Source organism: Streptococcus pseudopneumoniae, assembly GCF_001072375.1.
GTDB classification, from domain to species: Bacteria; Bacillota; Bacilli; order Lactobacillales; family Streptococcaceae; genus Streptococcus; species Streptococcus pseudopneumoniae_L.
In genome coordinates this window covers 1-22,003 of the sequence record NZ_JVKV01000105.1, presented here as the reverse complement: position 1 = coordinate 22,003, position 22,003 = coordinate 1, and the positions used below count along the sequence as shown (strand labels likewise).

At 38.9% G+C, this 22,003-nt stretch carries 21 protein-coding genes; 1 reads left to right on the top strand and 20 read right to left on the bottom strand.

All coding sequences use genetic code 11. The features are described from left to right. Positions 1–154: 154 nt before the first annotated feature. From ADH31_RS09795 to eno, 14 genes are all read right to left on the bottom strand, one after another. Positions 155–1,048 carry an aldose 1-epimerase family protein gene (locus ADH31_RS09795; protein ID WP_000571452.1) on the bottom strand — a complete coding sequence of 298 codons (894 nt, stop codon included), beginning with the start codon at positions 1,046–1,048 and terminating at the stop codon, positions 155–157. Positions 1,049–1,150: 102 nt separating this feature from the next. After that, complete coding sequence (locus tag ADH31_RS08680) at positions 1,151–2,626, bottom strand: PTS galactitol transporter subunit IIC (protein WP_045763399.1); 1,476 nt, start codon at positions 2,624–2,626, stop codon at positions 1,151–1,153. A 44-nt stretch (positions 2,627–2,670) separates the two neighbouring features. Continuing rightward, the gene (locus ADH31_RS08675; RefSeq protein ID WP_000590576.1) at positions 2,671–2,976 is read right to left on the bottom strand and encodes a PTS sugar transporter subunit IIB; all 306 of its coding nucleotides are present in this window, start codon (positions 2,974–2,976) and stop codon (positions 2,671–2,673) included. Positions 2,977–3,015: 39 nt separating this feature from the next. Next, complete coding sequence (locus ADH31_RS08670; RefSeq protein WP_000521965.1) at positions 3,016–3,492, bottom strand: PTS sugar transporter subunit IIA; 477 nt, start codon at positions 3,490–3,492, stop codon at positions 3,016–3,018. Positions 3,493–3,690: 198 nt separating this feature from the next. Continuing rightward, positions 3,691–4,299 carry a hypothetical protein gene (locus tag ADH31_RS08665; protein ID WP_049510209.1) on the bottom strand — a complete coding sequence of 203 codons (609 nt, stop codon included), beginning with the start codon at positions 4,297–4,299 and terminating at the stop codon, positions 3,691–3,693. A 197-nt stretch (positions 4,300–4,496) separates the two neighbouring features. Then, positions 4,497–6,320, bottom strand: coding sequence for a translation elongation factor 4 (gene lepA, locus ADH31_RS08660; protein WP_049510208.1), 1,824 nt, complete (start codon positions 6,318–6,320; stop codon positions 4,497–4,499). 78 nt (positions 6,321–6,398) lie between these two features. Then, positions 6,399–7,127 carry a metallophosphoesterase family protein gene (locus ADH31_RS08655; protein ID WP_049510206.1) on the bottom strand — a complete coding sequence of 243 codons (729 nt, stop codon included), beginning with the start codon at positions 7,125–7,127 and terminating at the stop codon, positions 6,399–6,401. Further along, positions 7,128–8,795 carry a DNA repair protein RecN gene (recN, locus tag ADH31_RS08650; RefSeq protein WP_049510204.1) on the bottom strand — a complete coding sequence of 556 codons (1,668 nt, stop codon included), beginning with the start codon at positions 8,793–8,795 and terminating at the stop codon, positions 7,128–7,130. 6 nt (positions 8,796–8,801) lie between these two features. Beyond that, positions 8,802–9,233 (bottom strand): arginine repressor, encoded by a 432-nt coding sequence (locus ADH31_RS08645; RefSeq protein ID WP_045763404.1) that lies wholly within the window; start codon positions 9,231–9,233, stop codon positions 8,802–8,804. Then, positions 9,226–10,041: a TlyA family RNA methyltransferase gene (locus tag ADH31_RS08640; protein WP_049504636.1), complete on the bottom strand. Its 816-nt coding sequence runs from the start codon at positions 10,039–10,041 to the stop codon at positions 9,226–9,228. Before ADH31_RS08640 ends, ADH31_RS08645 begins: the two co-directional genes overlap by 8 nt. Next, complete coding sequence (locus ADH31_RS08635) at positions 10,034–10,909, bottom strand: polyprenyl synthetase family protein (protein ID WP_049510201.1); 876 nt, start codon at positions 10,907–10,909, stop codon at positions 10,034–10,036. Before ADH31_RS08635 ends, ADH31_RS08640 begins: the two co-directional genes overlap by 8 nt. Further along, positions 10,906–11,118, bottom strand: a complete 213-nt coding sequence (locus tag ADH31_RS08630; RefSeq protein WP_000043228.1) for an exodeoxyribonuclease VII small subunit — start codon at positions 11,116–11,118, stop codon at positions 10,906–10,908. Before ADH31_RS08630 ends, ADH31_RS08635 begins: the two co-directional genes overlap by 4 nt. Beyond that, complete coding sequence (gene xseA / locus ADH31_RS08625) at positions 11,096–12,436, bottom strand: exodeoxyribonuclease VII large subunit (RefSeq protein ID WP_049510199.1); 1,341 nt, start codon at positions 12,434–12,436, stop codon at positions 11,096–11,098. The genes ADH31_RS08630 and xseA overlap by 23 nt, the downstream gene beginning before the upstream one ends. A 200-nt stretch (positions 12,437–12,636) precedes the next feature. Further along, a complete protein-coding gene (gene eno / locus ADH31_RS08620) occupies positions 12,637–13,941 on the bottom strand; it encodes a surface-displayed alpha-enolase (protein ID WP_000022825.1) in 1,305 nt (434 codons plus the stop codon). 164 nt (positions 13,942–14,105) lie between these two features. Here eno and ADH31_RS08615 point away from each other — a divergent pair, with 164 nt between their 5' ends. Continuing rightward, positions 14,106–14,549, top strand: coding sequence for a DUF1694 domain-containing protein (locus ADH31_RS08615; protein WP_049510197.1), 444 nt, complete (start codon positions 14,106–14,108; stop codon positions 14,547–14,549). Here the strand turns inward: ADH31_RS08615 and ADH31_RS08610 are convergent. From ADH31_RS08610 to glgB, 6 genes are all read right to left on the bottom strand, one after another. Further along, positions 14,546–15,661 carry a glycerate kinase gene (locus tag ADH31_RS08610; RefSeq protein WP_049510196.1) on the bottom strand — a complete coding sequence of 372 codons (1,116 nt, stop codon included), beginning with the start codon at positions 15,659–15,661 and terminating at the stop codon, positions 14,546–14,548. The genes ADH31_RS08615 and ADH31_RS08610 overlap by 4 nt on opposite strands. A 16-nt stretch (positions 15,662–15,677) precedes the next feature. Next, the gene (serB, locus tag ADH31_RS08605; RefSeq protein WP_049510194.1) at positions 15,678–16,319 is read right to left on the bottom strand and encodes a phosphoserine phosphatase SerB; all 642 of its coding nucleotides are present in this window, start codon (positions 16,317–16,319) and stop codon (positions 15,678–15,680) included. A 62-nt stretch (positions 16,320–16,381) separates the two neighbouring features. Beyond that, positions 16,382–17,815 (bottom strand): glycogen synthase GlgA, encoded by a 1,434-nt coding sequence (gene glgA, locus ADH31_RS08600; RefSeq protein WP_049510192.1) that lies wholly within the window; start codon positions 17,813–17,815, stop codon positions 16,382–16,384. Then, complete coding sequence (gene glgD, locus ADH31_RS08595) at positions 17,812–18,951, bottom strand: glucose-1-phosphate adenylyltransferase subunit GlgD (protein ID WP_049510191.1); 1,140 nt, start codon at positions 18,949–18,951, stop codon at positions 17,812–17,814. Before glgD ends, glgA begins: the two co-directional genes overlap by 4 nt. Next, complete coding sequence (locus tag ADH31_RS08590; RefSeq protein ID WP_049510189.1) at positions 18,941–20,083, bottom strand: glucose-1-phosphate adenylyltransferase; 1,143 nt, start codon at positions 20,081–20,083, stop codon at positions 18,941–18,943. Before ADH31_RS08590 ends, glgD begins: the two co-directional genes overlap by 11 nt. Then, complete coding sequence (gene glgB, locus ADH31_RS08585; protein WP_045763413.1) at positions 20,073–22,001, bottom strand: 1,4-alpha-glucan branching protein GlgB; 1,929 nt, start codon at positions 21,999–22,001, stop codon at positions 20,073–20,075. The genes ADH31_RS08590 and glgB overlap by 11 nt, the downstream gene beginning before the upstream one ends. Positions 22,002–22,003 lie beyond the last annotated feature (2 nt).

The window sequence follows — 22,003 nt, the reverse complement described above, 5'->3', positions numbered from 1 at the left end:
TTTAAGAATGATTCATCTAATCACTCTTTGTAACTTCTCCTTGGAGAAATTGGAAGAATAACTTGTTAAAACAAACACAAATTGTTCTTTCTAAACATAATATACTACTATTGTTTAAAAAAGTCAACAGTTTATGTTTGTTTTTGTTTATTTTTTAGAAAATTTCTATATCAAAACCAATTTGATCACTTTGACCTGGATTTAAGATTCGAACATTTTTCTTGTCTTCTAGATGATCGCCCTCTTCAAGTGATGTTGACAAACCTGACCATGGTTCCAAAGCAAGGAAGGGACCTTTATTGAGCGTTGACCAAACGATGAGGTTTGGAAACTCTTTAAAGTCTAGTTTTAATCCCTTATCATGCCTACGTGATCGTAAGGAAACAGAGCGAGAGGCTAACTCATCTAACGTCACAGCATCATAGCTAAAGAAATCATAGTTTAGATCCAATTCTTTTTGATTTTTTAACCAGCTACTTCTATCTTGAAAATCCAACATCCCTGTTTCTGGGAATGGTTTTGGAACTGTACAAGTTTCTGGCTTTTCAAATTCAAGATAGTAGTCTTCATAAGCTTCATCATCAAATAAAGGACAGTTAAATCCTGGATGTCCACCAATAAAGTAAGGCATTTTCTTATCTGTTTCCTTATTGGTAACTTGATACTGTGTACGAATAGTCTTTCCAGTAACAGTATAAGTTATTTCTAGACGAAAATGATAGGGATAGTTCTCATACATTTCTTGGTCATCTTCGATAGCAAAGGTGACAGAGTTCTCTGTTTGTTCTACTAATTCAAATTCTTTTTTTCGAACCAAACCATGACGTGGAATTTTACCTGCTACTTGACTACCATCTTCATGCTCATACAAGACAGTATCATTTCTAACGGATCCACAAATTGGAAATAGAACCGGTGCTTGTCCACTCCAGTAAGTTGGATCTCCTTGCCACAAATACTCAATTCCATCTTTGTCTTTTATTGAAGAAAGTGCACCACCAAAAGTTTGAAACTGCACACTTAACTGTTCTGTTTTTAATTCAATCATTAGAATTACCTTCATTTATTTAGGCTTAAAAAAACTAGGCTGTCGACTCCAGATTTGGAAACTGACAACCTAGTTTTTACAATTTACATTTTTAGGAGCGAATTATTTTGCGTTTGCTGCGTATTCTTCATTACGTTTGATCATTTGTTTTCTGTACCATGCAAAGATACCAACGTAGAATACTAGGAATACTAATGCGCCAAGGATAGCTTTGATATCACCAGTTGTAGCGTTACCAATTGCCCAACCAAATAGTTTTTCGATTGGTCCTTCAAGAGTTGAGTGAGTAATCAATTGAGTTTGGCTTACACCTTCTGGGAAGGCACCTACACCTTTAGCAAGTTCTGTTGCAAATGGTGCGATAAGTGTACCTGAAAGAAGGAAGAGTGGCAACAAGAGTGTTCCGAAGATAATCATACGAAGCAATTTACCACGAGTAACTACCAAGAGAGCTGGAGTTACACCCATTGCAATGATACCAGCAAGTGGCAAGATACCATTTCCGACATTTGAAAGAAGCACTGCTTCAACCAACATGATTGGTGCAAGTACGTTAGCACAAGCCCAGATTTCAGCACGACCAGCGATAAATGGCCAGTCAAGACCGATATTGAATTTACGTCCTTGAAGACGTTTAGTAGCAACGTTTGTAATACCTTGTGAAAGTGGTTCTACGGCTGCGATGAACCATGAACCGATCAATGAGAAGAGCTCCAAGCAGACACCGGCAGTCAAACCAAGTGACAACCAACCTTTAATAACAAGTTCCCATTTATCAGCACCTTCAACACCAGGAACTGGATGTGGAGTTCCCATCAAACCGATAACGATACCAAGGATGAAACCGATGAAGAATTTAGATCCCCAGAAACCGATTCGTTTATTCAATTTAGCAGCGTCAAAGTCGTATTTATCAAGACCTGGGAAGAGTTTATCAAAAATCTTATCCAAAACCATGATAACTGGGTTCATCATGTAGTTCATGTGAGTTGAAGTCATTGGTGATGAACTTGGTGCGTTAAGAAGGTCATCAAATGTTGGTTTCATCAAGTCAGAGTTGATGATTTTAAGAACCCCAACAAGAACAACTGCTGCAGTCGCGATGAAGAGTGAAACTCCTTGGCTAACTCCATTGTTGTCAGCGTACCATTTGATCAAAAGACCTGTGATAGACAAGTGCCAGATATCAAAGATATCGACGTCAAGTGTATCAGTTTTCTTCATTGCAAGCATTACAATGTTGACGATCAACATCACAAGCAAGAAGTAAAGTGTCCAAGCTGAACCCCAAGTGATTGTAGCAAGTGGTGCCCAACCAACGTCGGTAATATTCAATTGAATACCAGTGTTTTCAACGAATTTTGCAAGAGACGCTGAGAAAGCACCATTTAACATACCGATGATAGCACCGATACCAGTAAGAGCGATGGCAAGTTTGATACCACCTTCAAGCGCTTTGGAGAATTTCACTCCAAAAAGTAGAGCCAATAATGTCAAAATGATCAGCATGATGATCGGTCCACCCATTTCCAAGATAGGTTTGAACAGCTTATTGGCTAGTTCGATAATGATATCCATAATTTTCCTCCCTTTATTTTTATGGAATATTTACAAATTAATAATTAACTTAAACCATGTTCTTTGATAGCTGCTTCAATATTGTCATAAACTGGAGCGCTCATAGCTGGAATACGGAACAAGATTGGTCCTGCTTCAACGACTGGAATACCTGGTTCAAAACCTAAATCAGTAGCAGCGATAGGTGTGAAGATATCATAACCTTTAATCAAGTCTTCATTGACATCTTTTACCATAACAGCATCACATTGAACATCGTACCCACGGTTAGAAAGTTCTTCTTCAAGAGCACTTTTAATTTGGTGGCTTGAGTTAACACCTGCACCACAAGCAGCAAGAATTTTAATCATTTGGATTTCCTCCGTTTTTATATAAAAATTATTAACAAATTAAGCAGTCGCTTCTGAGATGTATTGGAACAAAGCTTCAGGTTCCGTAATCTTAGACAGCGCTTCAAGATGACCATTGCCTGTAAAGAAGTCCATCAACTGCGCAAGAATATTTGTTTGACTTGAGCTTGAATTGTTGATGATAAAGAACAACAATGAAACTTCTACTTCCTTATCAGGAGCAATCATATTGTGGAACGTTACTGGTTTTTCCAGACGAACCACGACAACATTTTCAGTTAGATTATGAATTGTATCAGTATGAGGGATAGCTACGTTAGGCAAATCCTTCCCTAAAAACTCCATATCCAAACCAGTTGGGAACGATTTTTCACGTTCAATCAAGGCCGATCGATAGGTCTCTGTAACAACTTTCTTTTCTTCCAATAGGGTTGCAACTTGATCGAAAAGTTGCTCTTGATTATCTGCTTCTAAGCAAAAGACTAAGTCTTTGTCAAAGAAATGATCTAATCCCATGACCTTCTCCCTTCATATTTAACTTTTATGGTACAAGTATAACACTATATGAAACCGTTGTCAATGTTTTTTTGTTGTATTTTGTTTGATTTTTATTTTTTTTGTTTACGAATTAAACATTTAATGATTTCAAACATATTTTTTATAATTTCCTAATAAGTATAATAAAAAACAGGAACGACTCCTGTTTTCACGATGTTAACTCTTTTTATTGGTCCAACTTTCTTCCACCATTGGAAGGAGATTTTTTAATACCTCTGGAACACCTTCGAGAGAAACGTATCTAAACTTGCCATCATCGGATTTAAAAATCCAGATAATTAAATATTTACCATTCTTAGCAATACAGTTTACTACGTAGGCCTCATAGCCACCGATAGTTGATTTTGACCCCCATACTTTGGAAAAGTCTTGACTTTTCTGTTTAGATTCATAAATGCTAGTTGAAATTTGAACAGTTTCAAGCGCAGCGTACTCACTTTCACTAATACCAAACTGCTCAGGTTTAAAGGTATTGAGAGTTACAATATTGACATCCGTCCCATCACAATACTGAATGTCATCTCCACCTTCAATTTCTTTGAAATGAACCCATGATTTAGGAATTTTCACATATCCATAATCATCAGATCCAACTATTTGAGTTTCTTCCGTCTGCTTTTGCGATGAACTAGGCTCTTGACTTGAAACTTCTTGAACACTAGAAGAGGCTTCTGTCTTTACTTCATTTGTCTTCTCTGAATTGCTACAAGCAATTAGACTAAGACTACAAAGTAAAAGTGTAGATAAAGTTATTATTTTTTTCATGATAACTCTCCTTTCACTTCTATTTTAAAGTATGAAGGGAAAAGTGTCAAAAAATTACTGTATTTTGACACTTTACAAAATCAATTGAGTGATTCAAAACAAAGAAAAAGATTGAAGAAAATTGTCCAAAATGGACTTTTCTTCAATCTAAATCAACTGATCGATTTATTACAATCTATGCTATTCTCACATAGCGACTATTCTTCATCCATGCTCAATACGCTGAGAAAGGCTTCTTGTGGGACTTCTACTGAACCGATGGCTTTCATGCGTTTCTTACCAGCTTTTTGTTTTTCAAGGAGTTTACGTTTACGAGAAACGTCACCACCGTAACATTTAGCAAGCACATTTTTACGAAGAGCTTTAATATCTGTACGCGCGACAATCTTGTGCCCAATAGCTGCTTGGATCGGAACTTCAAATTGTTGACGAGGAATGATTTTCTTGAGCTTATCAACGATGAGTTTCCCACGTTCGTAGGCAAAGTCCTTGTGAACGATAAAGCTAAGAGCATCCACCTTATCACCATTAAGAAGGATATCCATTTTCACCAGCTTAGATGGACGATACTCTGACAATTCGTAATCAAAGCTTGCATAACCGCGTGTCGAAGATTTTAGTTTATCGAAGAAGTCAAAGACAATTTCAGCTAGTGGGATTTGATAGATAACATTAACACGATTGTCATCGATATAATCCATGGTCACAAAGTCACCACGTTTGCGCTGAGCTAATTCCATTACTGCTCCGACGAATTCTTGCGGTACCATGATTTGTGCCTTAACATAAGGTTCTTCGATAGTTGCAATCTTTGTAGGATCTGGGAACTCGGATGGGTTAGACACATCCATAGACTCACCATCAGTCTGATTAACCTTGTAGATAACTGATGGTGCAGTCATAATAAGGTCGATGTTAAACTCACGTTCCAAACGTTCCTGAATAACATCCATATGAAGAAGTCCAAGGAAACCACAACGGAAACCAAATCCAAGAGCTTGAGAAGTTTCAGGTTCAAACTGAAGACTAGCATCGTTGAGTTGCAATTTTTCAAGAGCTTCACGAAGGTCATTGTATTTATTTGACTCGATTGGATAGAGACCTGCGAAAACCATTGGATTCATCTGCTTGTATCCTGAAAGTGGTTCGGTCGCTGGATTTGTCGCCAAGGTTACTGTATCACCGACACGTGTGTCCTGAACAGTCTTGATAGAAGCCGCGATATAACCAACGTCACCTGTCGCAAGGAAGTCTCGTCCTACAGCTTTAGGTGTGAAGATTCCGACTTCAGTAACATCGAAGGTCTTACCATTGCTCATGAGCTGAATCTTATCACCAGGTTTGACTACTCCATCCATGACACGAACTTGGAGGATAACACCACGATAGGCATCATAAACTGAGTCAAAAATCAAAGCTTTCAATGGTGCTGACACGTCACCAGTTGGTGCTGGAACTTTTTCTACGATTTGCTCGAGAATTTCTTCGATACCGATACCCGCCTTGGCTGAAGCTAATACAGCCTCGCTAGCATCTAGGCCAATGACATCTTCGATTTCTGTACGCACGCGCTCTGGATCTGCTGCTGGTAGGTCAATTTTATTGATAACTGGAAGGATTTCCAAATCATTATCCAAAGCAAGATAGACGTTTGCCAGTGTTTGAGCCTCAATCCCTTGGGCAGCATCAACGACCAAAATAGCACCTTCACAGGCAGCTAGGGAACGTGAAACCTCATAGGTAAAGTCCACGTGTCCAGGTGTGTCAATCAAGTGGAAGATATAAGTCTCACCATCTTTAGCCGTATAATTAAGCTCGATAGCATTAAGCTTGATAGTAATTCCACGTTCACGTTCAAGGTCCATACTATCAAGAAGTTGGGCCTGCATTTCACGACTGGAAACTGTCTCTGTCTTTTCCAAAATACGATCTGCTAGTGTTGACTTTCCATGGTCAATATGGGCGATAATAGAGAAGTTACGAATCTTCTCCTGTCGTTTTTTCAATTCTTCTAAGTTCATCATTCTCTTCCTTTCAGGGTATCTATTAATTATAAATTGTTTTTAACATTTTGACAAGACCATACCCTGTTAGGAGTACTAATCTTCAGCAACAAAGCCATCATTCTCGATGAAATAGTGCTCAATCATACCTTGGTCGGTAAAGACAATCCCATGAAGGACACCGCCGTAAACAGCTCCTCCATCCATTCCAATCTTACCGTCTTCTGTCATCCAAAGTTCAGATGTACCAGGTTTTTGATCCAACAAACCATAGACTGGTGTATGTCCAAAGACAATGGTTTTTCCAGTATGATTGGCTGCTTCGTGGAATGGTTTTCTGAGCCATACCTTCTTATAATCGGTAGTATCATGCCAATCATCCAAAGTCAAATCAATACCGGCATGAACAAAGATATACTTTTCCGTTTCAATGACAAAAGGCATCTGACGAATAAATCCCACTAAGTCTGCTGCTTCAGTCTCGACACGCTTCGCATCTGCTACACCATCTACTGGTGCATCCAGTGGGCGCCCCAAAATAGAATTAATGGTTGTATCCCCACCATTACGACGATAGTGGTCATAGCTTTCTTCAGGGTTATCCAACCAAGTTAAAAACATATACTCATGGTTTCCTGATAAGCAGATAGCTCCCTGATTGTCGACCAAGTCTTTGACCATTTCAAGAACACGGCGACTATCTTCTCCTCTATCAATCAAATCTCCAAGAAAGAGTAATTGAGTCTTACCATCCCATGTTTTAAGTAAGTCTTCTAACATTCCAGCTTTTCCGTGGACATCACCAATTACATAATAGTCTGTCATTTATTTCTCCTTACTTTGTAATAATTCTCTCGCTTGAGTCAATGCTGCTTCTGTCACATTCTCCCCAGCCAACATCTTAGCGACTTCTTCAATCCTTTCCTCAACTGTCAACAAGCGAACTGTTGAAACGGTCGAATGTTCATTGCTAATCTTTTCGATGAAGAACTGATAATCTGCAATCGCAATAACTTGAGGAAGGTGAGAAATAGCTAATACTTGACCGTGTTGCCCAATTTTATGAATTTTTTGCGCAATGGCTTGAGCTACACGACCTGAAACTCCCGTGTCCACCTCATCAAAGACGATACTTGTCTTACCTTCCTTACGGGAAAAAGCGGACTTGATAGCTAACATCAAACGAGATAACTCTCCTCCAGAAGCTACTTTTACTAATGGTTTAAAATCTTCTCCAGGGTTGGTTGAAATGTAAAATTCAACACTCTCATTACCTTCGCGACTGAATTTTCCTTGACTAAAACGAACTTGAAATTGTGCTTTCTCCATGTATAGGTCTTGCAATTCTTGCTTGATTTCAGCTTCTAAGTCCTGCGCTATTTTATGGCGAGATTGAGCAACTTGACCTGCTAGATCCACAAGATTTTTTTCAAGTTTCTTGAGTTCGATTTCCATATCTTCAGAAGATAGATTATTTCCTGTTAGAAGATTGTATTCATCTGTAATCTTGGCAAAGTATTCAAGGACATCATCCACACTACCACCATACTTACGGGTAATGGTGTGAATTAAATCTAGTCGGCTTTCAACCTGCATCAAACGATTACCATCAAAATCTAAATCATCAATAATGGATTCCAAGCGCTTGGTGATATCTTCTAGAACATAATAGGATTCAGAAAGGGAGTTTGAAATCTCACGATACTCTGGATCGAACTCTTCAAGACTTTCCATATCATTCATGGCCGAACGAACATTTGCAAGGCTTGAAAATTCTTCATTATCAAGCATACTATAAGCATTTGTTAAAGTATCGGCGATATGTTTATGGTTAAGAAGTTTGTCTCTTTCTTGATTAAGGGCAATATCTTCACCAGCTTTCAAATTAGCTGCTTCAATCTCAGCCATCTGAAATTCCAACATTTCAATTCGAGCCTTGTGTTCCTGCTGATTTTTTTTGATGTCAAGCACTTGCTTGCGCATACGGCGGTAGTTATCGAAGCTCGTCTGATAGGCTTCTTTTAATTCAAAGAAAGAGGCATCCCCAAACTCATCCAACATCTGGATATGTCGATGTGGGCGCATTAACTCCTCTTGGTCATGTTGACCATGGATATCAACTAGCTGTTGACCAATCGTCCTTAATACTGAAAGATTAACCATCTGTCCATTGACACGACTGATGCTCCGACCGTTTTGTAAAATTTCGCGACGAATAATGATTTCATCACTTAATTCTAATCCTTGTTCATCAAAAATTTCTTCTAGCGCACGATTACTTTCAATTGAAAAAAGACCTTCAATTTCCGCTTTTGGTGCCCCATGACGAATGACTTCTGTTGTAGCTCGAGCTCCTAACATCATATTCATAGCGTCAATAATGATTGATTTACCCGCACCTGTTTCACCAGTTAAAACAGTCATCCCTTGTTCAAAGTTCAAAGAAATTGATTCGATGATAGCAAAATTTTTAATCGAAATTTCCAGTAACATATAATCCTACCAATTTTTAACTTGCTCAAAAATATCTTTGGCTGTTTCTTCACTTCTCAATACCATCAAGATGGAATTATCATCAGCAATACAGCTAAAAATTTGGTCAGAAAAAACAGTCATCAACTGACTCTTGACGAAAATAGTATTTCCTGGAATGACTTGCAAATTGATCATATTTCCCATGCGTTCAGCATGAACAATATTGTTTTCTGCCAATTGCAAGCTTCTAACGATTGATTTTGGTAATTCATAAATGTAAGTATTGTCTTTCAATGGAATTTTTACAATACCCAATTCTTTAATATCTCGGGAGACTGTTGCTTGAGTAGCAGAGATACCTGCTTCTCTCAAGTGTTCAACGATTTCTTCCTGTGTGCCGATTTGATAATCTGTAACAAATCTTCTAATCTTCTCAAGTCTCTCTTTTTTATTCATCTTTAAATTCTCTATGTGCTTTCTCCACTATTTTTTCTATTTCAGAAGTAACCTGATTGATTGCGTGATCTTCTTTTCGCAAATAGGCTAAAAACTCGATATTCCCATGACCACCTTGAATAGGAGAATAATCCAATCCTAAGACTGAAAATCCTTCATCAACTGCCATTTTAGTAACTGATTCTAAAACATTTTGGTGAATTTTGGCATCTCTGATAATTCCATTTTTACCAATCTGTTCTCGACCAGCCTCAAATTGAGGTTTAACTAGAGCTACAACCTGACCTTGATCAGCTAAAATACGGTGCAAAGCCGGCAAAATAAGGCCTAAGGAAATAAAACTGACATCGATACTTGCGAAACTTGGTTCCTGTTCAAAATCAATTTTTTCCGCATAACGAAAATTAAACTGCTCCATACTGACAACACGAGGGTCTTGGCGTAATTTCCATGCCAGTTGGTTAGTACCAACATCAACTGCAAAAACTAGTTTAGCACCATTTTGCAACATGACGTCAGTAAAACCACCTGTTGAAGCTCCGATATCAATGGTCGTTTGTCCCTCAACTGATAGATCAAAAATATCTAGTGCCTTCTCAAGTTTCAAGCCACCACGACTGACATACTTAAGTTTCTCACCCTTGAGTTTCAACTCTGTATCATCAGGAATTTTTTCTCCTGGTTTATCAAATCGTTCGCCATTTAAAACAGCGACTACCAAACCTGCCATAACACCTCGTTTGGCTTGTTCTCTCGTTTCAAATAAACCTTGTTTGTAAGCTAGTACATCTACTCTTTCCTTAGCCATTGATTCTCAAACTTTCTACTATTTTCACAATTGGCTCCTTATCAAAACTCACAACTTGACTAATCTCTTCTAGTTTCGCAGTAGCTTGATCCAAAGTTTGATTGCAAAACGCTATCGCCTGGTCTAATCCCAACAATGCAGGATATGTTGACTTCTCGGCTTGCAAATCTTTCTGGGGTGTCTTTCCTATTTCCTCAAAACTTGCTGTTACATCAAGGACATCATCTCTCACTTGGAAAGCCAGGCCAATCAATTCGCCAACTGTTTTAAGCTGTTTTTGAAGATTTTCATCCAATCCAGCAATGATACCAGCAGCTTGGAAAGGAAAGGCTAAAAGTTTACCTGTCTTATTAGCATGGATAGTCTGAAGTCCCTCTAAATTCAAGTGTTTTCCTTCACCTTCCATATCTAACACTTGACCAGCTACCATTCCCATACTTCCAGAAGCAAGTGATAAATTAGCTATTAAATCAACCTTTGTTTGACTCGGCAAATCAGCTTGAGCAATTAAAGCATAGGGATCCAAAAAAAGCGCATCCCCTGCTAAAATAGCTAGAGCTTCACCATACACCTTATGGTTGGTCAAACGCCCCCGACGAAAATCATCATTATCCATAGCAGGAAGATCATCATGGATCAAACTTCCTGTATGAATCATTTCTAGTGCCGCTGCAACTTGAGCATGTTCCTGAGTGATAGGCACTTGTAAGGAGTCCAAAACTTCTAAAAGCAAATATGGACGAATCCGTTTACCACCAGCATGGACGGAATAGAGAATAGATTCTCTTAAACTGGACGCAAATTGTTGGTCCCCATAAAAGTCTTCAAGAGCTGACTCGACCAAAGCTAGTTTTTCCTGCTTGTTCATACCAGTTCACTTTCTGTTCCATCTTCTTGCATAACCTTCACCAAGGTCTTTTCAGCCTTATCAAGTGTTGCCTGCAATTCTTTGGATAAGAGCATTCCTTTTTGAAAAGCGGAAATAGCATCTTCCAAAGCAATTTCACCATTTTCTAAGCTTTGAACAATAGTCTCAAGCTCTGCTAGATTTTCCTCAAATTTCTTTTGTTTTGACATCTCTTACCTCTAATTCTACTTGACCGTCCCGCATCAACAGTGATACTTGGTCATTTTCTTTCAAATCTTTCGCAGAAGCCACTACAACTTCTCCTTTTTTGACAATTGCATAACCTCTGGCTACAATTCGACTAGTATCTAGCATAAGGAGAGCTTCTGATAGGCGTTTTACTTCTGCTACTTTTGCATCATAGGTCACAGCCATCTGGCTTCGCAGCAGTTTCTTTAATTGCTGGATACGATCCTGATAACGCTGGATTTTGATGATTGGTGATAATTGTTCCAAACGGTGGATTTGTTCTTGAACCTTTTGTTGATTTCGAACCAATTCAGCATTCAGTCCTTGCTTCAGTCGTAGCTGTAACTGATCCAAGCGTTGTAGATAACCGTCATATAAACGCTCTGGTTGTCTGAAGATGACCGATTGACTGAGGATTCTCACAGCTTCTTGTTTCTTTGACAAACTATGCTTAACCGCTGTAGTCATGCGTTTTTCTTGATTCTGAAGATAGGTCAAAAGATCTAACTTAGTTACTGGTGTAGCGAGTTCAGCAGCAGCTGTCGGCGTTGCCGCTCTCTTATCAGCAACAAAATCAGCCAAGGTGACATCTGTTTCATGACCTACACTCGAAATAATCGGTAAACGAGATTCAAAAATTGCTCGAACTACAATTTCTTCGTTAAAGGCCCAAAGATCTTCAATGGAACCTCCTCCACGGCCGATAATCAGAACATCTAAATCCTCACGTTCATTGGCTCGAGTTATATTACGAGCAATCTCCTTTGCAGCACCCTCACCTTGAACTTTAGTAGGATATAAGACAATTTCCACACCAGGGAATCGTCTGCTTACAGTTGTAATGATATCCTGGATAACAGCTCCACTACGGCTAGTTACCACACCTATTTTTTTTGAAAATTGTGGTAAAGATTGTTTAAATCGCTCTTGAAACAAACCTTCTTCTGCAAGTTTCTTCTTAAGTTGTTCAAATTGGATAGCTAAGGCACCGACACCATCTGGTTCAGCTTTTTCAATGATAATCGAATAACTTCCACTTGGCTCATAGACTTGGACACGACCAACCACATTGATCTTCATCCCTTCTTCCAAGTCAAATCCCAAACGTTGGTAGACCCCCGACCAAATTGTCGCCTGAATAACCGCTCGGTCATCTTTAAGAGAAAAATACTGATGGGTTGGACGCTTACGGAAGTTAGAGACTTGACCAGTTAAATATACCCGTTCCAAGTAGGGGTCTTTATCGAATTTCATTTTTAAATACTTGGTCAACGTTGCTACCGATAAATACTTTTCCATCTCTACCTCCTTCTTTTCTCTAGTTTTTCCTGGGTATTATTATACCAAAAATATGCTTAAAAATCTTTAATTTCCACCTAGAATAGTGAAAATACAGGGAATTTATGTGCGAAATTATTTCTTAATATTTTTGCCCCCTGAACAGAAAAAAAGCCCTTCGGATAAAATCCGAGGGGCTTAAAACGTTGTTAAATCAACGATTATTTTTTAAGGTTGTAGAATGATTTCAATCCACGGTATTCAGCTACTTCACCAAGTTGATCTTCGATACGAAGCAATTGGTTGTATTTAGCGATACGGTCTGTACGTGAAAGTGAACCAGTCTTGATTTGTCCTGCGTTAGTTGCAACTGCGATGTCAGCGATTGTTGAATCTTCAGTTTCACCTGAACGGTGTGATACAACGGCAGTGTAACCAGCTTCTTTAGCCATTTCGATAGCGTCGAATGTTTCAGTAAGAGTACCGATTTGGTTAACTTTGATAAGGATTGAGTTAGCAGCGCCTTCAGCGATACCTCTTTCAAGGTAAGCAGTGTTTGTTACGAAGAAGTCGTCACCAACCAATTGAACTTTACCACCAAGACGTTCAGTAAGAGCTTTCCATCCATCCCAGTCGTTTTCGTCCATACCATCTTCGATAGTGATGATTGGGTATTTGTTTACCAATTCTTCAAGGTAGTCGATTTGTTCTGCAGAAGTACGAACAGCAGCTCCTTCACCTTCGAATTTAGTGTAGTCGTAAACTTTACGTTCTTTATCGTAGAATTCTGATGATGCACAGTCAAATCCGATAAATACGTCTTTACCTGGAACATAACCAGCAGCTTCGATAGCAGCAAGGATAGTTTCAACACCGTCTTCAGTTCCTTCGAAACGAGGAGCGAATCCACCTTCGTCACCTACGGCTGTTTCAAGACCACGAGATTTAAGGATTTTCTTAAGAGCGTGGAAGATTTCAGCACCCCAACGAAGAGCTTCTTTGAATGTTGGTGCACCAGCAGGTACGATCATGAATTCTTGGAAAGCGATTGGAGCATCTGAGTGAGATCCACCGTTGATGATGTTCATCATTGGAGTTGGAAGAACTTTAGTGTTGAATCCACCAAGGTAGCTGTAAAGTGGGATTTCAAGGTAATCAGCAGCAGCACGAGCTACAGCGATTGACACACCAAGGATTGCGTTAGCACCCAATTTACCTTTGTTAGGAGTTCCGTCAAGTGCGATCATAGCACGGTCGATAGCTTGTTGGTCACGTACATCGTAGCCGATGATTGCTTCAGCGATGATGTTGTTTACGTTGTCAACAGCTTTTTGTGTACCAAGACCACCGTAACGAGATTTGTCACCATCACGAAGTTCAACTGCTTCGTGTTCACCAGTAGAAGCTCCTGATGGAACCATACCACGTCCGAAAGCACCTGATTCAGTGTAAACTTCTACTTCAAGTGTTGGGTTACCGCGTGAGTCTAGGACTTCGCGAGCGTAAACATCAGTAATAATTGACATTTTTTACTCTCCTTATTGAGTTAAATTTTTTACATCTCTATGATACCTTAAAAAGACACCTTTTTCAAGGAAAAACGTTATCTTTGTGCAAATTTTCCTTAAGTTTATAAAGTAATCGCTTTCTTTTATCTGTTTTCTCCTTTATTTTATGATATACTATTTTTATGACTGATGTATCTAAACAAATCCTAGAAAAGGCCAATGGTGGTCTTAAACTAAATCCAGATGAACAGAGACGTTTCCTCGGTACCTTTGAAGAACGTGTCCTTGGCTATGCAGTCCTTGAAATAGCTGATGATGATAATTTGAAAAATGGATTTTTAACAATTATAGAAACCTTTAAAAAAGAGACTCAACCTCTATTTGTCAAAATTTCTCCTCAGGTAGAGTTTGATAAACAAGTTTTTTATCTAAAACAATCCAAAGATGCTGACTGCCAAGCGACCATCGTTTCTGAAGATCATAACTCTTCTCCTTTTGGCCTAGTTATTCATAGCGATGCCCCTGTTCAAACAAGTGAAAAAGACCTCAGAAAGGCCTTTTCAGACTTATGGCAAGAGAAAGATACTAAAGCTCCTATTTCTCTTTGGAAAAAGTGGTTTGGTTAATTTTTCTTCAAAGCTAAGACTTGACCAATATTTGCAGCTGTATCTTCTAAATAGATAGCGGCATTTTTTAGACTGTTTTCTAGTGGTTCACTTTTTTCTAATATAGAAAAAGCGGCAATAATATTCTCAAATGGTAAAGGAGGTAAATCCTCAGCTAAACTACCACAAATAGCAATAACTGGAACACCATTTGGTGTTCTTTTTGCTACTCCGATTGGGGCCTTACCAGATAAACTTTGAGAATCTAACCTACCTTCACCAACAATAACTAGATCTGCATCTGCGACCTGTTCATCAAAGTTTATCAAATCCAAACAAGTTTGGATACCAGATACGATCTCTGCTCCAGCAAAAGCACATAAGCCAGCTGCAATACCGCCACCTGCTCCAGCACCATCCAATTTTAACATTTCAGGTGCAACTTTGTGGTAAAAGTTTTCAATAGCATCATCAACTTTTTGAAATTGAGCTGGATTTAATCCTTTTTGCTTTCCAAATGTATAGGTAGCACCGTGAGTTCCACAGAGTGGATTGGTCACATCTGCTAAGATTTTAATATGCACATCAGCAGGGATGGTAACGACATTTTTGTCCAATATCTTACTTACTTCAAATAAGGACTGGCCACAAGCCTCAAGTTCTATCCCGCTTTCATCATAAAACTGATACCCGAGTCCTGAGGCAATTCCAATACCACCATCGTTACTGGATGTCCCACCAACTCCTATATAGATTTCTTTCATTCCTTGTTCGATTAAATATAGGATCAGTTGACCAATCCCCTTTGTTTGAATCTTCAGTGGATTTCGCTTTTCAATAGGAATTTTAGCAAGCCCAACTAAATCGGCCACCTCGAACAGAGCAAGTTCTCCTTTTTGAACATAAGTCATTTGAATCTCATCGCCAAAGGGACCTGTCACTAAAGCAGTTTTTTCTACAAGACCAAGTGAATTTTTAATGGCATCCACTGTTCCTTCCCCTCCATCGCCAACAGGTAAGAGCAAACATTTCGATTCAGGTAGAGCCTTTTTAAGGCCTAGTTTAATAGCTTTAGCTACTTCACTTGCAGGGAGACTCTCCTTAAAAGAGTCAGGTGCTATAACAATTTTCATACACTCATCTTTCTAATCAAAGGAAATCTATCAGATTCAATACTTTTGTTAAATCTCTTTCTTCAATTTGAAGGGGAATTTCCTCTTTCACGATTTCTTTGGCACAAAAGCCAATGCCGATTCCAGCTCTCTTCAACATTGCTAAATCATTAGCTCCATCTCCAATAGCAATTGTTCTATCAATTGGTAGCTCTAATTCATCAGCCCATCTTACTAGGGTTTCTTTTTTAACTTCTCTGCTGATAATAGGACCAACAAGATTTCCAGTTAAATGACCATCTATGATTTCCAGTTGATTAGCAGAAAATAATGAAATCCCTAAATCTTTTGCTATTCTTTCAACAACAGGTGTAAATCCACCCGAAATTAAACCCACTTCTATCTGATTTTTTTGCAGAGTGTTAATAAATTGCGCAGCATTTTTACTAAGGTGTAGTTCATGATAAATCTTATCAAAAGTATCTATAGAAAGTCCTTTTAGAAGGGAAACACGTTTTCCCAGGCTTTCTTCAAAATCTAGTTCTCCTCTCATAGCTTGGGCAGTCAGTAGAGCTACTTCATTTTCACACTCTGCTTCTTTCCCCAACAAATCAATAACTTCCTCTTCTATCAGTGTCCCATCTACATCCAGTACACAGAGTCCTTTAATTTTTTTCATATAATTGCCTTACTTTCATAATCTCAAAAAATCGTATGAAGGTATCATACGATTTTAACTATTTAGTTTGCTAAACTGTGATACAAATCAAGATATGACTTGCAGGCTGTATCCCAAGAGAAATCACATTCCATAGCTTGAACTTGCATATTTTTCCAAACATCAGGATGGTTGTGATAAACATCCAAAGCTGTTTGCAATGCCCAGTTGAGCCAGTATGGAGTTAGGTTGTTAAAGCTAAATCCTGTACCTGTCCCTTCAATTGGATTAAAGGCTTGAACAGTATCTCTAAGTCCACCCACCTCGTTTACTAAAGGAAGCGTACCATATCTCATGGCCATCATTTGTGAAAGTCCACACGGTTCAAAGCGACTTGGCATGAGGAAAATATCACATGCTGCATAAATCTCTTGAGCTAATTTCACATCGAAAGTAATATTTGCAGAAAGTTTTTCTGGGAATACTTGACTAAACCAAGAGAAAGCTTGTTCAAATCCTGGATCTCCAGTTCCCAAGAGAACAATTTGAATATCCTCTTGAAGCATACGATGCAGGCTTTCAACCACCACATCAAAGCCCTTCTGACGAGTCAAGCGTGACACGATACCAATCATTGGTACATCAGGACGTACTGGAAGACCAACTCTTTCTTGAAGTTTCGCTTTATTTTGAGCTTTTCCTGACAAATCAGATTTGTTAAAATGATACTCAAGTAAAGAATCCGTCTCTGGGTTGTACAAATCTGTATCAATACCATTAACAATACCTGAAACCTTACCAGATTCCATACGAAGAATCTGATCAATACCGCAACCAAATTCTGTAGTCATGATCTCATAAGCATAGCTCGGTGACACGGTTGATACACGATCTGCATAGAGAATACCTGCCTTCATCCAGTTAAGACAATCATTCCAACGAACTGTTCCATCAGCATAGCGCTCAAATCCAACCCTGAACAAGTCCCAAAGCATACTCTCGGAAAATTGACCCTGAAATTCCAAGTTATGAATGGTCAAAACAGTCTTGATTCCTTGGTAAGCTTGAATCCATCTGTATTTTTCCTTCAGCAAGAAAGGAATCATTGCTGTATGGTAGTCATGAGCGTGGAGGACATCAGGGATAAATCCGATACGCTCCATAGCTTCAAGGGCAGCAAGTTGGAAGAAGGCAAAACGTTCACCATCATCGAAATCTCCATAAACATGTCCACGGAAGAAATAATATTGATTGTCGATGAAGTAGAAAGTAACACCGTTTAAAACAGTTTTCTTAATTCCACAAAATTGTCTGCGCCAACCAACATAGACTTCAAATTGAAGGACATCTTCAATTTGATCACCAAACTTGGCTTCAACCATGTCATAGTAGGGTAAGATAACAGCAACTTCATGCCCAGCTTTTACTAATGATTTTGGAAGTGCTCCGATAACGTCTCCCAATCCACCTGTTTTTGAAAAGGGAGCTCCCTCTGCTGCTACAAATAAAATTTTCATGAAAGGACATCCTCTGTTACTTTTTCGCCTTTTTTGATGATAACAGGGTTTTCTGCTGTACCTCGAACGACAACTCCCTCAGCTATTTCAGCACCCTTATCAACAATTGCATACTCAACTTGTGCACCTTTTCCAACGACAACGCGAGGGAAGATAAGAGATTCTTTAACCAAGCTGTCTTTATTGATACGAACATTACGCGAAATAACAGATTTAATCACTTCGCCTTCAACGATACTACCAGAAGCAAATTGAGAAGTGTTTACTTTTGAACCCGGTGCATAGTAAGTAGGCTCTTCGTTTTTAACTTTAGTGTGAATCTTTTGATTTGGCGAGAACAAAGAGTAGAATTTATGCTGATCAAGCATATCTAAATTAGATTGGTAGTATGTTTCTACTGAATGAATATTTGCTAGGTATCCTGTGTATTCATATGCAAAAGCACCTTCTTTAGCTGCTAAATCACGAAGAACATAACGTAATTTTTCTGGATATTCTTTTTGAGCTTCTTCTTCTAAACGTTTAATCAACCATTGAGTATCTACAACAAAGATATCTGTTGACATGTTGTAGTAATCTTGATTTGATTTTTTATCAAAGAGTTTGTGAGAAACCACATGGTCAGTTTCGTCGATATCAAGGATTGCATTTACTTCTGAAATGTCCTTCTTAGGCAATTTCTTATAAACAACTGTGATTGGTGATTTTGTTGTATTATGCAAATGGAAAACTTGATTGAGATCAATATTCACCAAAACATCAGAGTTCAAGGAAACTGTTTGGTCTGAACCTGAACGTTTTAAGTAAGTTAAGAGTTGTTTATAGTACTCTTTTCCAACAGTACTGCTCTCTACACGAGTATTGTAGATTCCAAGATAGTAGTGGCTAAGAAGTGTATTCAAGCCCCATTCACGTCCTGAACGAATATGGTCAAAAACTGAGCTGATGTTATCTTGTTGGAAAATTCCAAAGATACTACGAACGCCTGCATTAGCTAAACTTGAAAGCGGGAAGTCAATCAAACGATACTTTCCTCCAAATGGTAAAGTTGCCACTGGACGGTTACTTGTCAAGGTTGACATATCATGGAAACCAACGGTATTTCCTAAAATCGCTGAATATTTATCAATCTTCATCTGTTGCTACCCCCACTACTTCGTTATATCCGACTACTTGTACTTCTTCTGTACCATCAATTTCAACACCATCGGCAATAATTGCACCTTCACCGATGATTGCACGTGTAATTTTAGCTCCTCTACCGATAACTGCTCCACTCATGATGACAGAATCAACAACTTCTGCTCCCTTACGAACTTGAGCAGCTGTAGAAAGGATAGAGTGTTTTACTGTACCATTTACGTAACAGCCATCCACTACAAGAGAGTCTTCTACATGAGCATGTTCTCCAATAAAGTTTGGTGGAGCGATAAGGTTACGAGAATAAATTTTCCATTGACGGTTACGGCTATCTAGAGCATTCTCTGGAGAGATGTATTCCATATTTGCTTCCCAAAGAGATTCGATAGTACCAACGTCCTTCCAGTATCCATTGAATTCATAAGCATAGACACTCTCGCCTGTTTCAAGATAATTTGGAATAACATTTTTACCGAAGTCTGACATATCTAGGTTGGCCTTTTCAGCCGCAACTAGCATATTGCGAAGTCGTTTCCAATCAAAGATATAAATACCCATTGAGGCCTTAGTTGATTTTGGTTGAGCTGGTTTTTCTTCAAATTCGACAATACGATTATTAGCATCTGTATTCATGATACCAAAACGGCTAGCTTCTTTTGATGGTACATCCAAGACAGCAACTGTCAAGCTGGCATTATTGTCCTTGTGTGATTGGAGCATATCATCGTAGTCCATCTTGTAGATATGGTCACCCGAAAGAATCAAAACATACTCAGGATTGATGCTGTCGATATAGTCGATGTTTTGGTAAATGGCATGACTTGTACCTTCAAACCAACGGTTCCCCTCACTTGCAGAGTAGGGTTGAAGGATAGAAACTCCGGTGTCAATACCATCTAGACCCCAACTAGAACCATTACCAATGTGGCTATTGAGAGCTAGTGGTTGATACTGTGTGATAACCCCAACATTATGGATACCAGAGTTGGCACAGTTTGAAAGAGCGAAGTCAATGATACGGTAGCGCCCACCAAATTGCACGGCAGGTTTAGCAATGCTTTGAGTGAGTTTACCGAGACGAGTTCCTTGCCCACCGGCAAGGATTAAAGCTAGCATTTCATTCTTCATTTTCTACTCCTTTTTGAGTTTTATTAGCGACTTTCTTAGTAGGTTTTATGCGACGTTTGATTTTCCAAATACTTGCTCCCATAGCTGGCAAGGTAAATGTCAAAGTCTGCTCATAATCCTTCCACAATCCTTCTTGAGTTTGAACAGTTTGGTTATGCTCTTTCCACACACCACCCCATTGTTCTAACTCTGTATTCCAAATTTCTTCATAAATACCTGCAACAGGAAGACCGATTGTGAAATCAGGTCGTTCAACCGGTGCCATATTGAAGACACAGACTAGCATCTCGCCTTTCTTGCCTTTTCGGATAAAGGAAAGAACACTCTGATCTCTGTTATCCGCATCAATAATTTCAATACCGTCATAGCTTGTATCAATTTCCCAAAGACAACGGTGGTCTTTATAAAGCTGATTCAACTGTGATGTAAAATATTTCATCTTGGCATTCATCGGATCTTCTAGGTTAGACCACTCTAATTGCTCTTCGGATTTCCACTCTAGGAATTGACCAAACTCACTACCCATGAAGAGTAATTTCTTACCAGGGTGACAAATTTGATAGGTGTATAAGTTTCTCAAACCAGCGAACTGATTGTAACGATCACCCCACATCTTATGCATCATACTCTTCTTACCGTGGACAACCTCATCATGTGAGAATGGTAGGAGATAATTTTCATTAAAGACATACATGAAGCTGAAAGTCACAAGATTAAAGTCATACTTACGGTAAATTGGATCTTCTTCGTAGAAACGTAGGATATCATTCATCCAACCCATGTTCCACTTGTAGTCAAATCCAAGTCCACCCATTTCCTTCATGCCAGTAATCTTGGTACCTGAAGAAGACTCCTCTGCAATCATCATAACATCCGGATGAGCTAGTTTAATAACGTCGTTCAAACGTTGTAGGAAATAATAGCCTTCATAGTTGAGATTGCCACCGTCTTTATTTGGTGTCCATGGAGCATTGTCATAATCTAGATAGAGAATATTACTTACAGCATCTACACGAATACCATCTAGGTGATAGAAATCAATCCAGAACTTAATACTAGAAATCAAGAAGGATTGCACTTCGTTTTTCCCTAAGTCAAAGTTGAGTGCTCCCCAACCGTAGTTGTTAGCCTTATTATGATCTTGGTATTCAAAAGTTGGTGTACCGTCGTAGTATGCCAAAGCGTCGTCATTTATTGTAAAGTGTCCAGGTACCCAGTCCACAATTACTCCGATATTGTTGATATGACATTCCTCAACGAAGTCTTGAAACTCTTCAGGACGACCATAGGCATGCTCTAAAGCGAAGTAACCCATGAGCTGATAACCCCAACTCAAACCGAGAGGGTGAGCCATCAAAGGCATAAACTCGATATGAGTATAGTTCATCTCAACGAGATAAGGAATGAGCTCTTCTTTGAGTTGAGCAAAGCTATAAGGTGTTCCATCAGGATTTCTCTTCCAAGATCCTGCATGCGCCTCATAAATGTTGACCGGTCTCTCAAAAAATCCCCAACGTTTTCTACGAGCTAACCAGAGCCCGTCCTTCCATTTTTTTTCAGGAATTTCTGTTAAAACTGCTCCTGTTCCCGGACGTGCTTCATAACGTACTGCCAAGGGATCAATCTTCATAAGCTGATGACCATTAGCACGAGTAATATGATATTTATAAATATGTCCTTCTTGAGCTAAAGTTGTAAAAACTTCCCAAACTCCAGATTCATTACGAACCATGGGGATTTGATTTTCAACCCAGTTAGTAAAATCACCAACTAGATGGACAGCTTGCGCATTTGGCGCCCAGACACGGAATGTATAGCCATACTCACCGTCTCTTTCTTCACGATGCGCTCCTAAATAGTGTTGAAGATGGAAATTTTCGCCACTAGTAAAAGTTCTTAAAGCCTCAAATTTATCCATTG

Coding starts and splice junctions, on each gene's coding strand:
- eno (WP_000022825.1), bottom strand. CDS start 13,941: ATGTCAATTATTACTGATGTTTACGCTCGCGAAGTCCTAGACTCACGC.
- ADH31_RS08665 (WP_049510209.1), bottom strand. CDS start 4,299: ATGAAAAAAATAATAACTTTATCTACACTTTTACTTTGTAGTCTTAGT.
- ADH31_RS08630 (WP_000043228.1), bottom strand. CDS start 11,118: ATGTCAAAACAAAAGAAATTTGAGGAAAATCTAGCAGAGCTTGAGACT.
- ADH31_RS08635 (WP_049510201.1), bottom strand. CDS start 10,909: ATGAACAAGCAGGAAAAACTAGCTTTGGTCGAGTCAGCTCTTGAAGAC.
- ADH31_RS08670 (WP_000521965.1), bottom strand. CDS start 3,492: ATGGGATTAGATCATTTCTTTGACAAAGACTTAGTCTTTTGCTTAGAA.
- ADH31_RS08645 (WP_045763404.1), bottom strand. CDS start 9,233: ATGAATAAAAAAGAGAGACTTGAGAAGATTAGAAGATTTGTTACAGAT.
- ADH31_RS08610 (WP_049510196.1), bottom strand. CDS start 15,661: ATGAAAATTGTTATAGCACCTGACTCTTTTAAGGAGAGTCTCCCTGCA.
- serB (WP_049510194.1), bottom strand. CDS start 16,319: ATGAAAAAAATTAAAGGACTCTGTGTACTGGATGTAGATGGGACACTG.
- ADH31_RS08590 (WP_049510189.1), bottom strand. CDS start 20,083: ATGAAGAATGAAATGCTAGCTTTAATCCTTGCCGGTGGGCAAGGAACT.
- ADH31_RS08680 (WP_045763399.1), bottom strand. CDS start 2,626: ATGGATATCATTATCGAACTAGCCAATAAGCTGTTCAAACCTATCTTG.
- ADH31_RS08675 (WP_000590576.1), bottom strand. CDS start 2,976: ATGATTAAAATTCTTGCTGCTTGTGGTGCAGGTGTTAACTCAAGCCAC.
- lepA (WP_049510208.1), bottom strand. CDS start 6,320: ATGAACTTAGAAGAATTGAAAAAACGACAGGAGAAGATTCGTAACTTC.
- ADH31_RS08640 (WP_049504636.1), bottom strand. CDS start 10,041: ATGGCTAAGGAAAGAGTAGATGTACTAGCTTACAAACAAGGTTTATTT.
- glgA (WP_049510192.1), bottom strand. CDS start 17,815: ATGAAAATTTTATTTGTAGCAGCAGAGGGAGCTCCCTTTTCAAAAACA.
- glgB (WP_045763413.1), bottom strand. CDS start 22,001: ATGGATAAATTTGAGGCTTTAAGAACTTTTACTAGTGGCGAAAATTTC.
- ADH31_RS09795 (WP_000571452.1), bottom strand. CDS start 1,048: ATGATTGAATTAAAAACAGAACAGTTAAGTGTGCAGTTTCAAACTTTT.
- recN (WP_049510204.1), bottom strand. CDS start 8,795: ATGTTACTGGAAATTTCGATTAAAAATTTTGCTATCATCGAATCAATT.
- glgD (WP_049510191.1), bottom strand. CDS start 18,951: ATGAAGATTGATAAATATTCAGCGATTTTAGGAAATACCGTTGGTTTC.
- ADH31_RS08655 (WP_049510206.1), bottom strand. CDS start 7,127: ATGACAGACTATTATGTAATTGGTGATGTCCACGGAAAAGCTGGAATG.
- xseA (WP_049510199.1), bottom strand. CDS start 12,436: ATGGAAAAGTATTTATCGGTAGCAACGTTGACCAAGTATTTAAAAATG.
- ADH31_RS08615 (WP_049510197.1), top strand. CDS start 14,106: ATGACTGATGTATCTAAACAAATCCTAGAAAAGGCCAATGGTGGTCTT.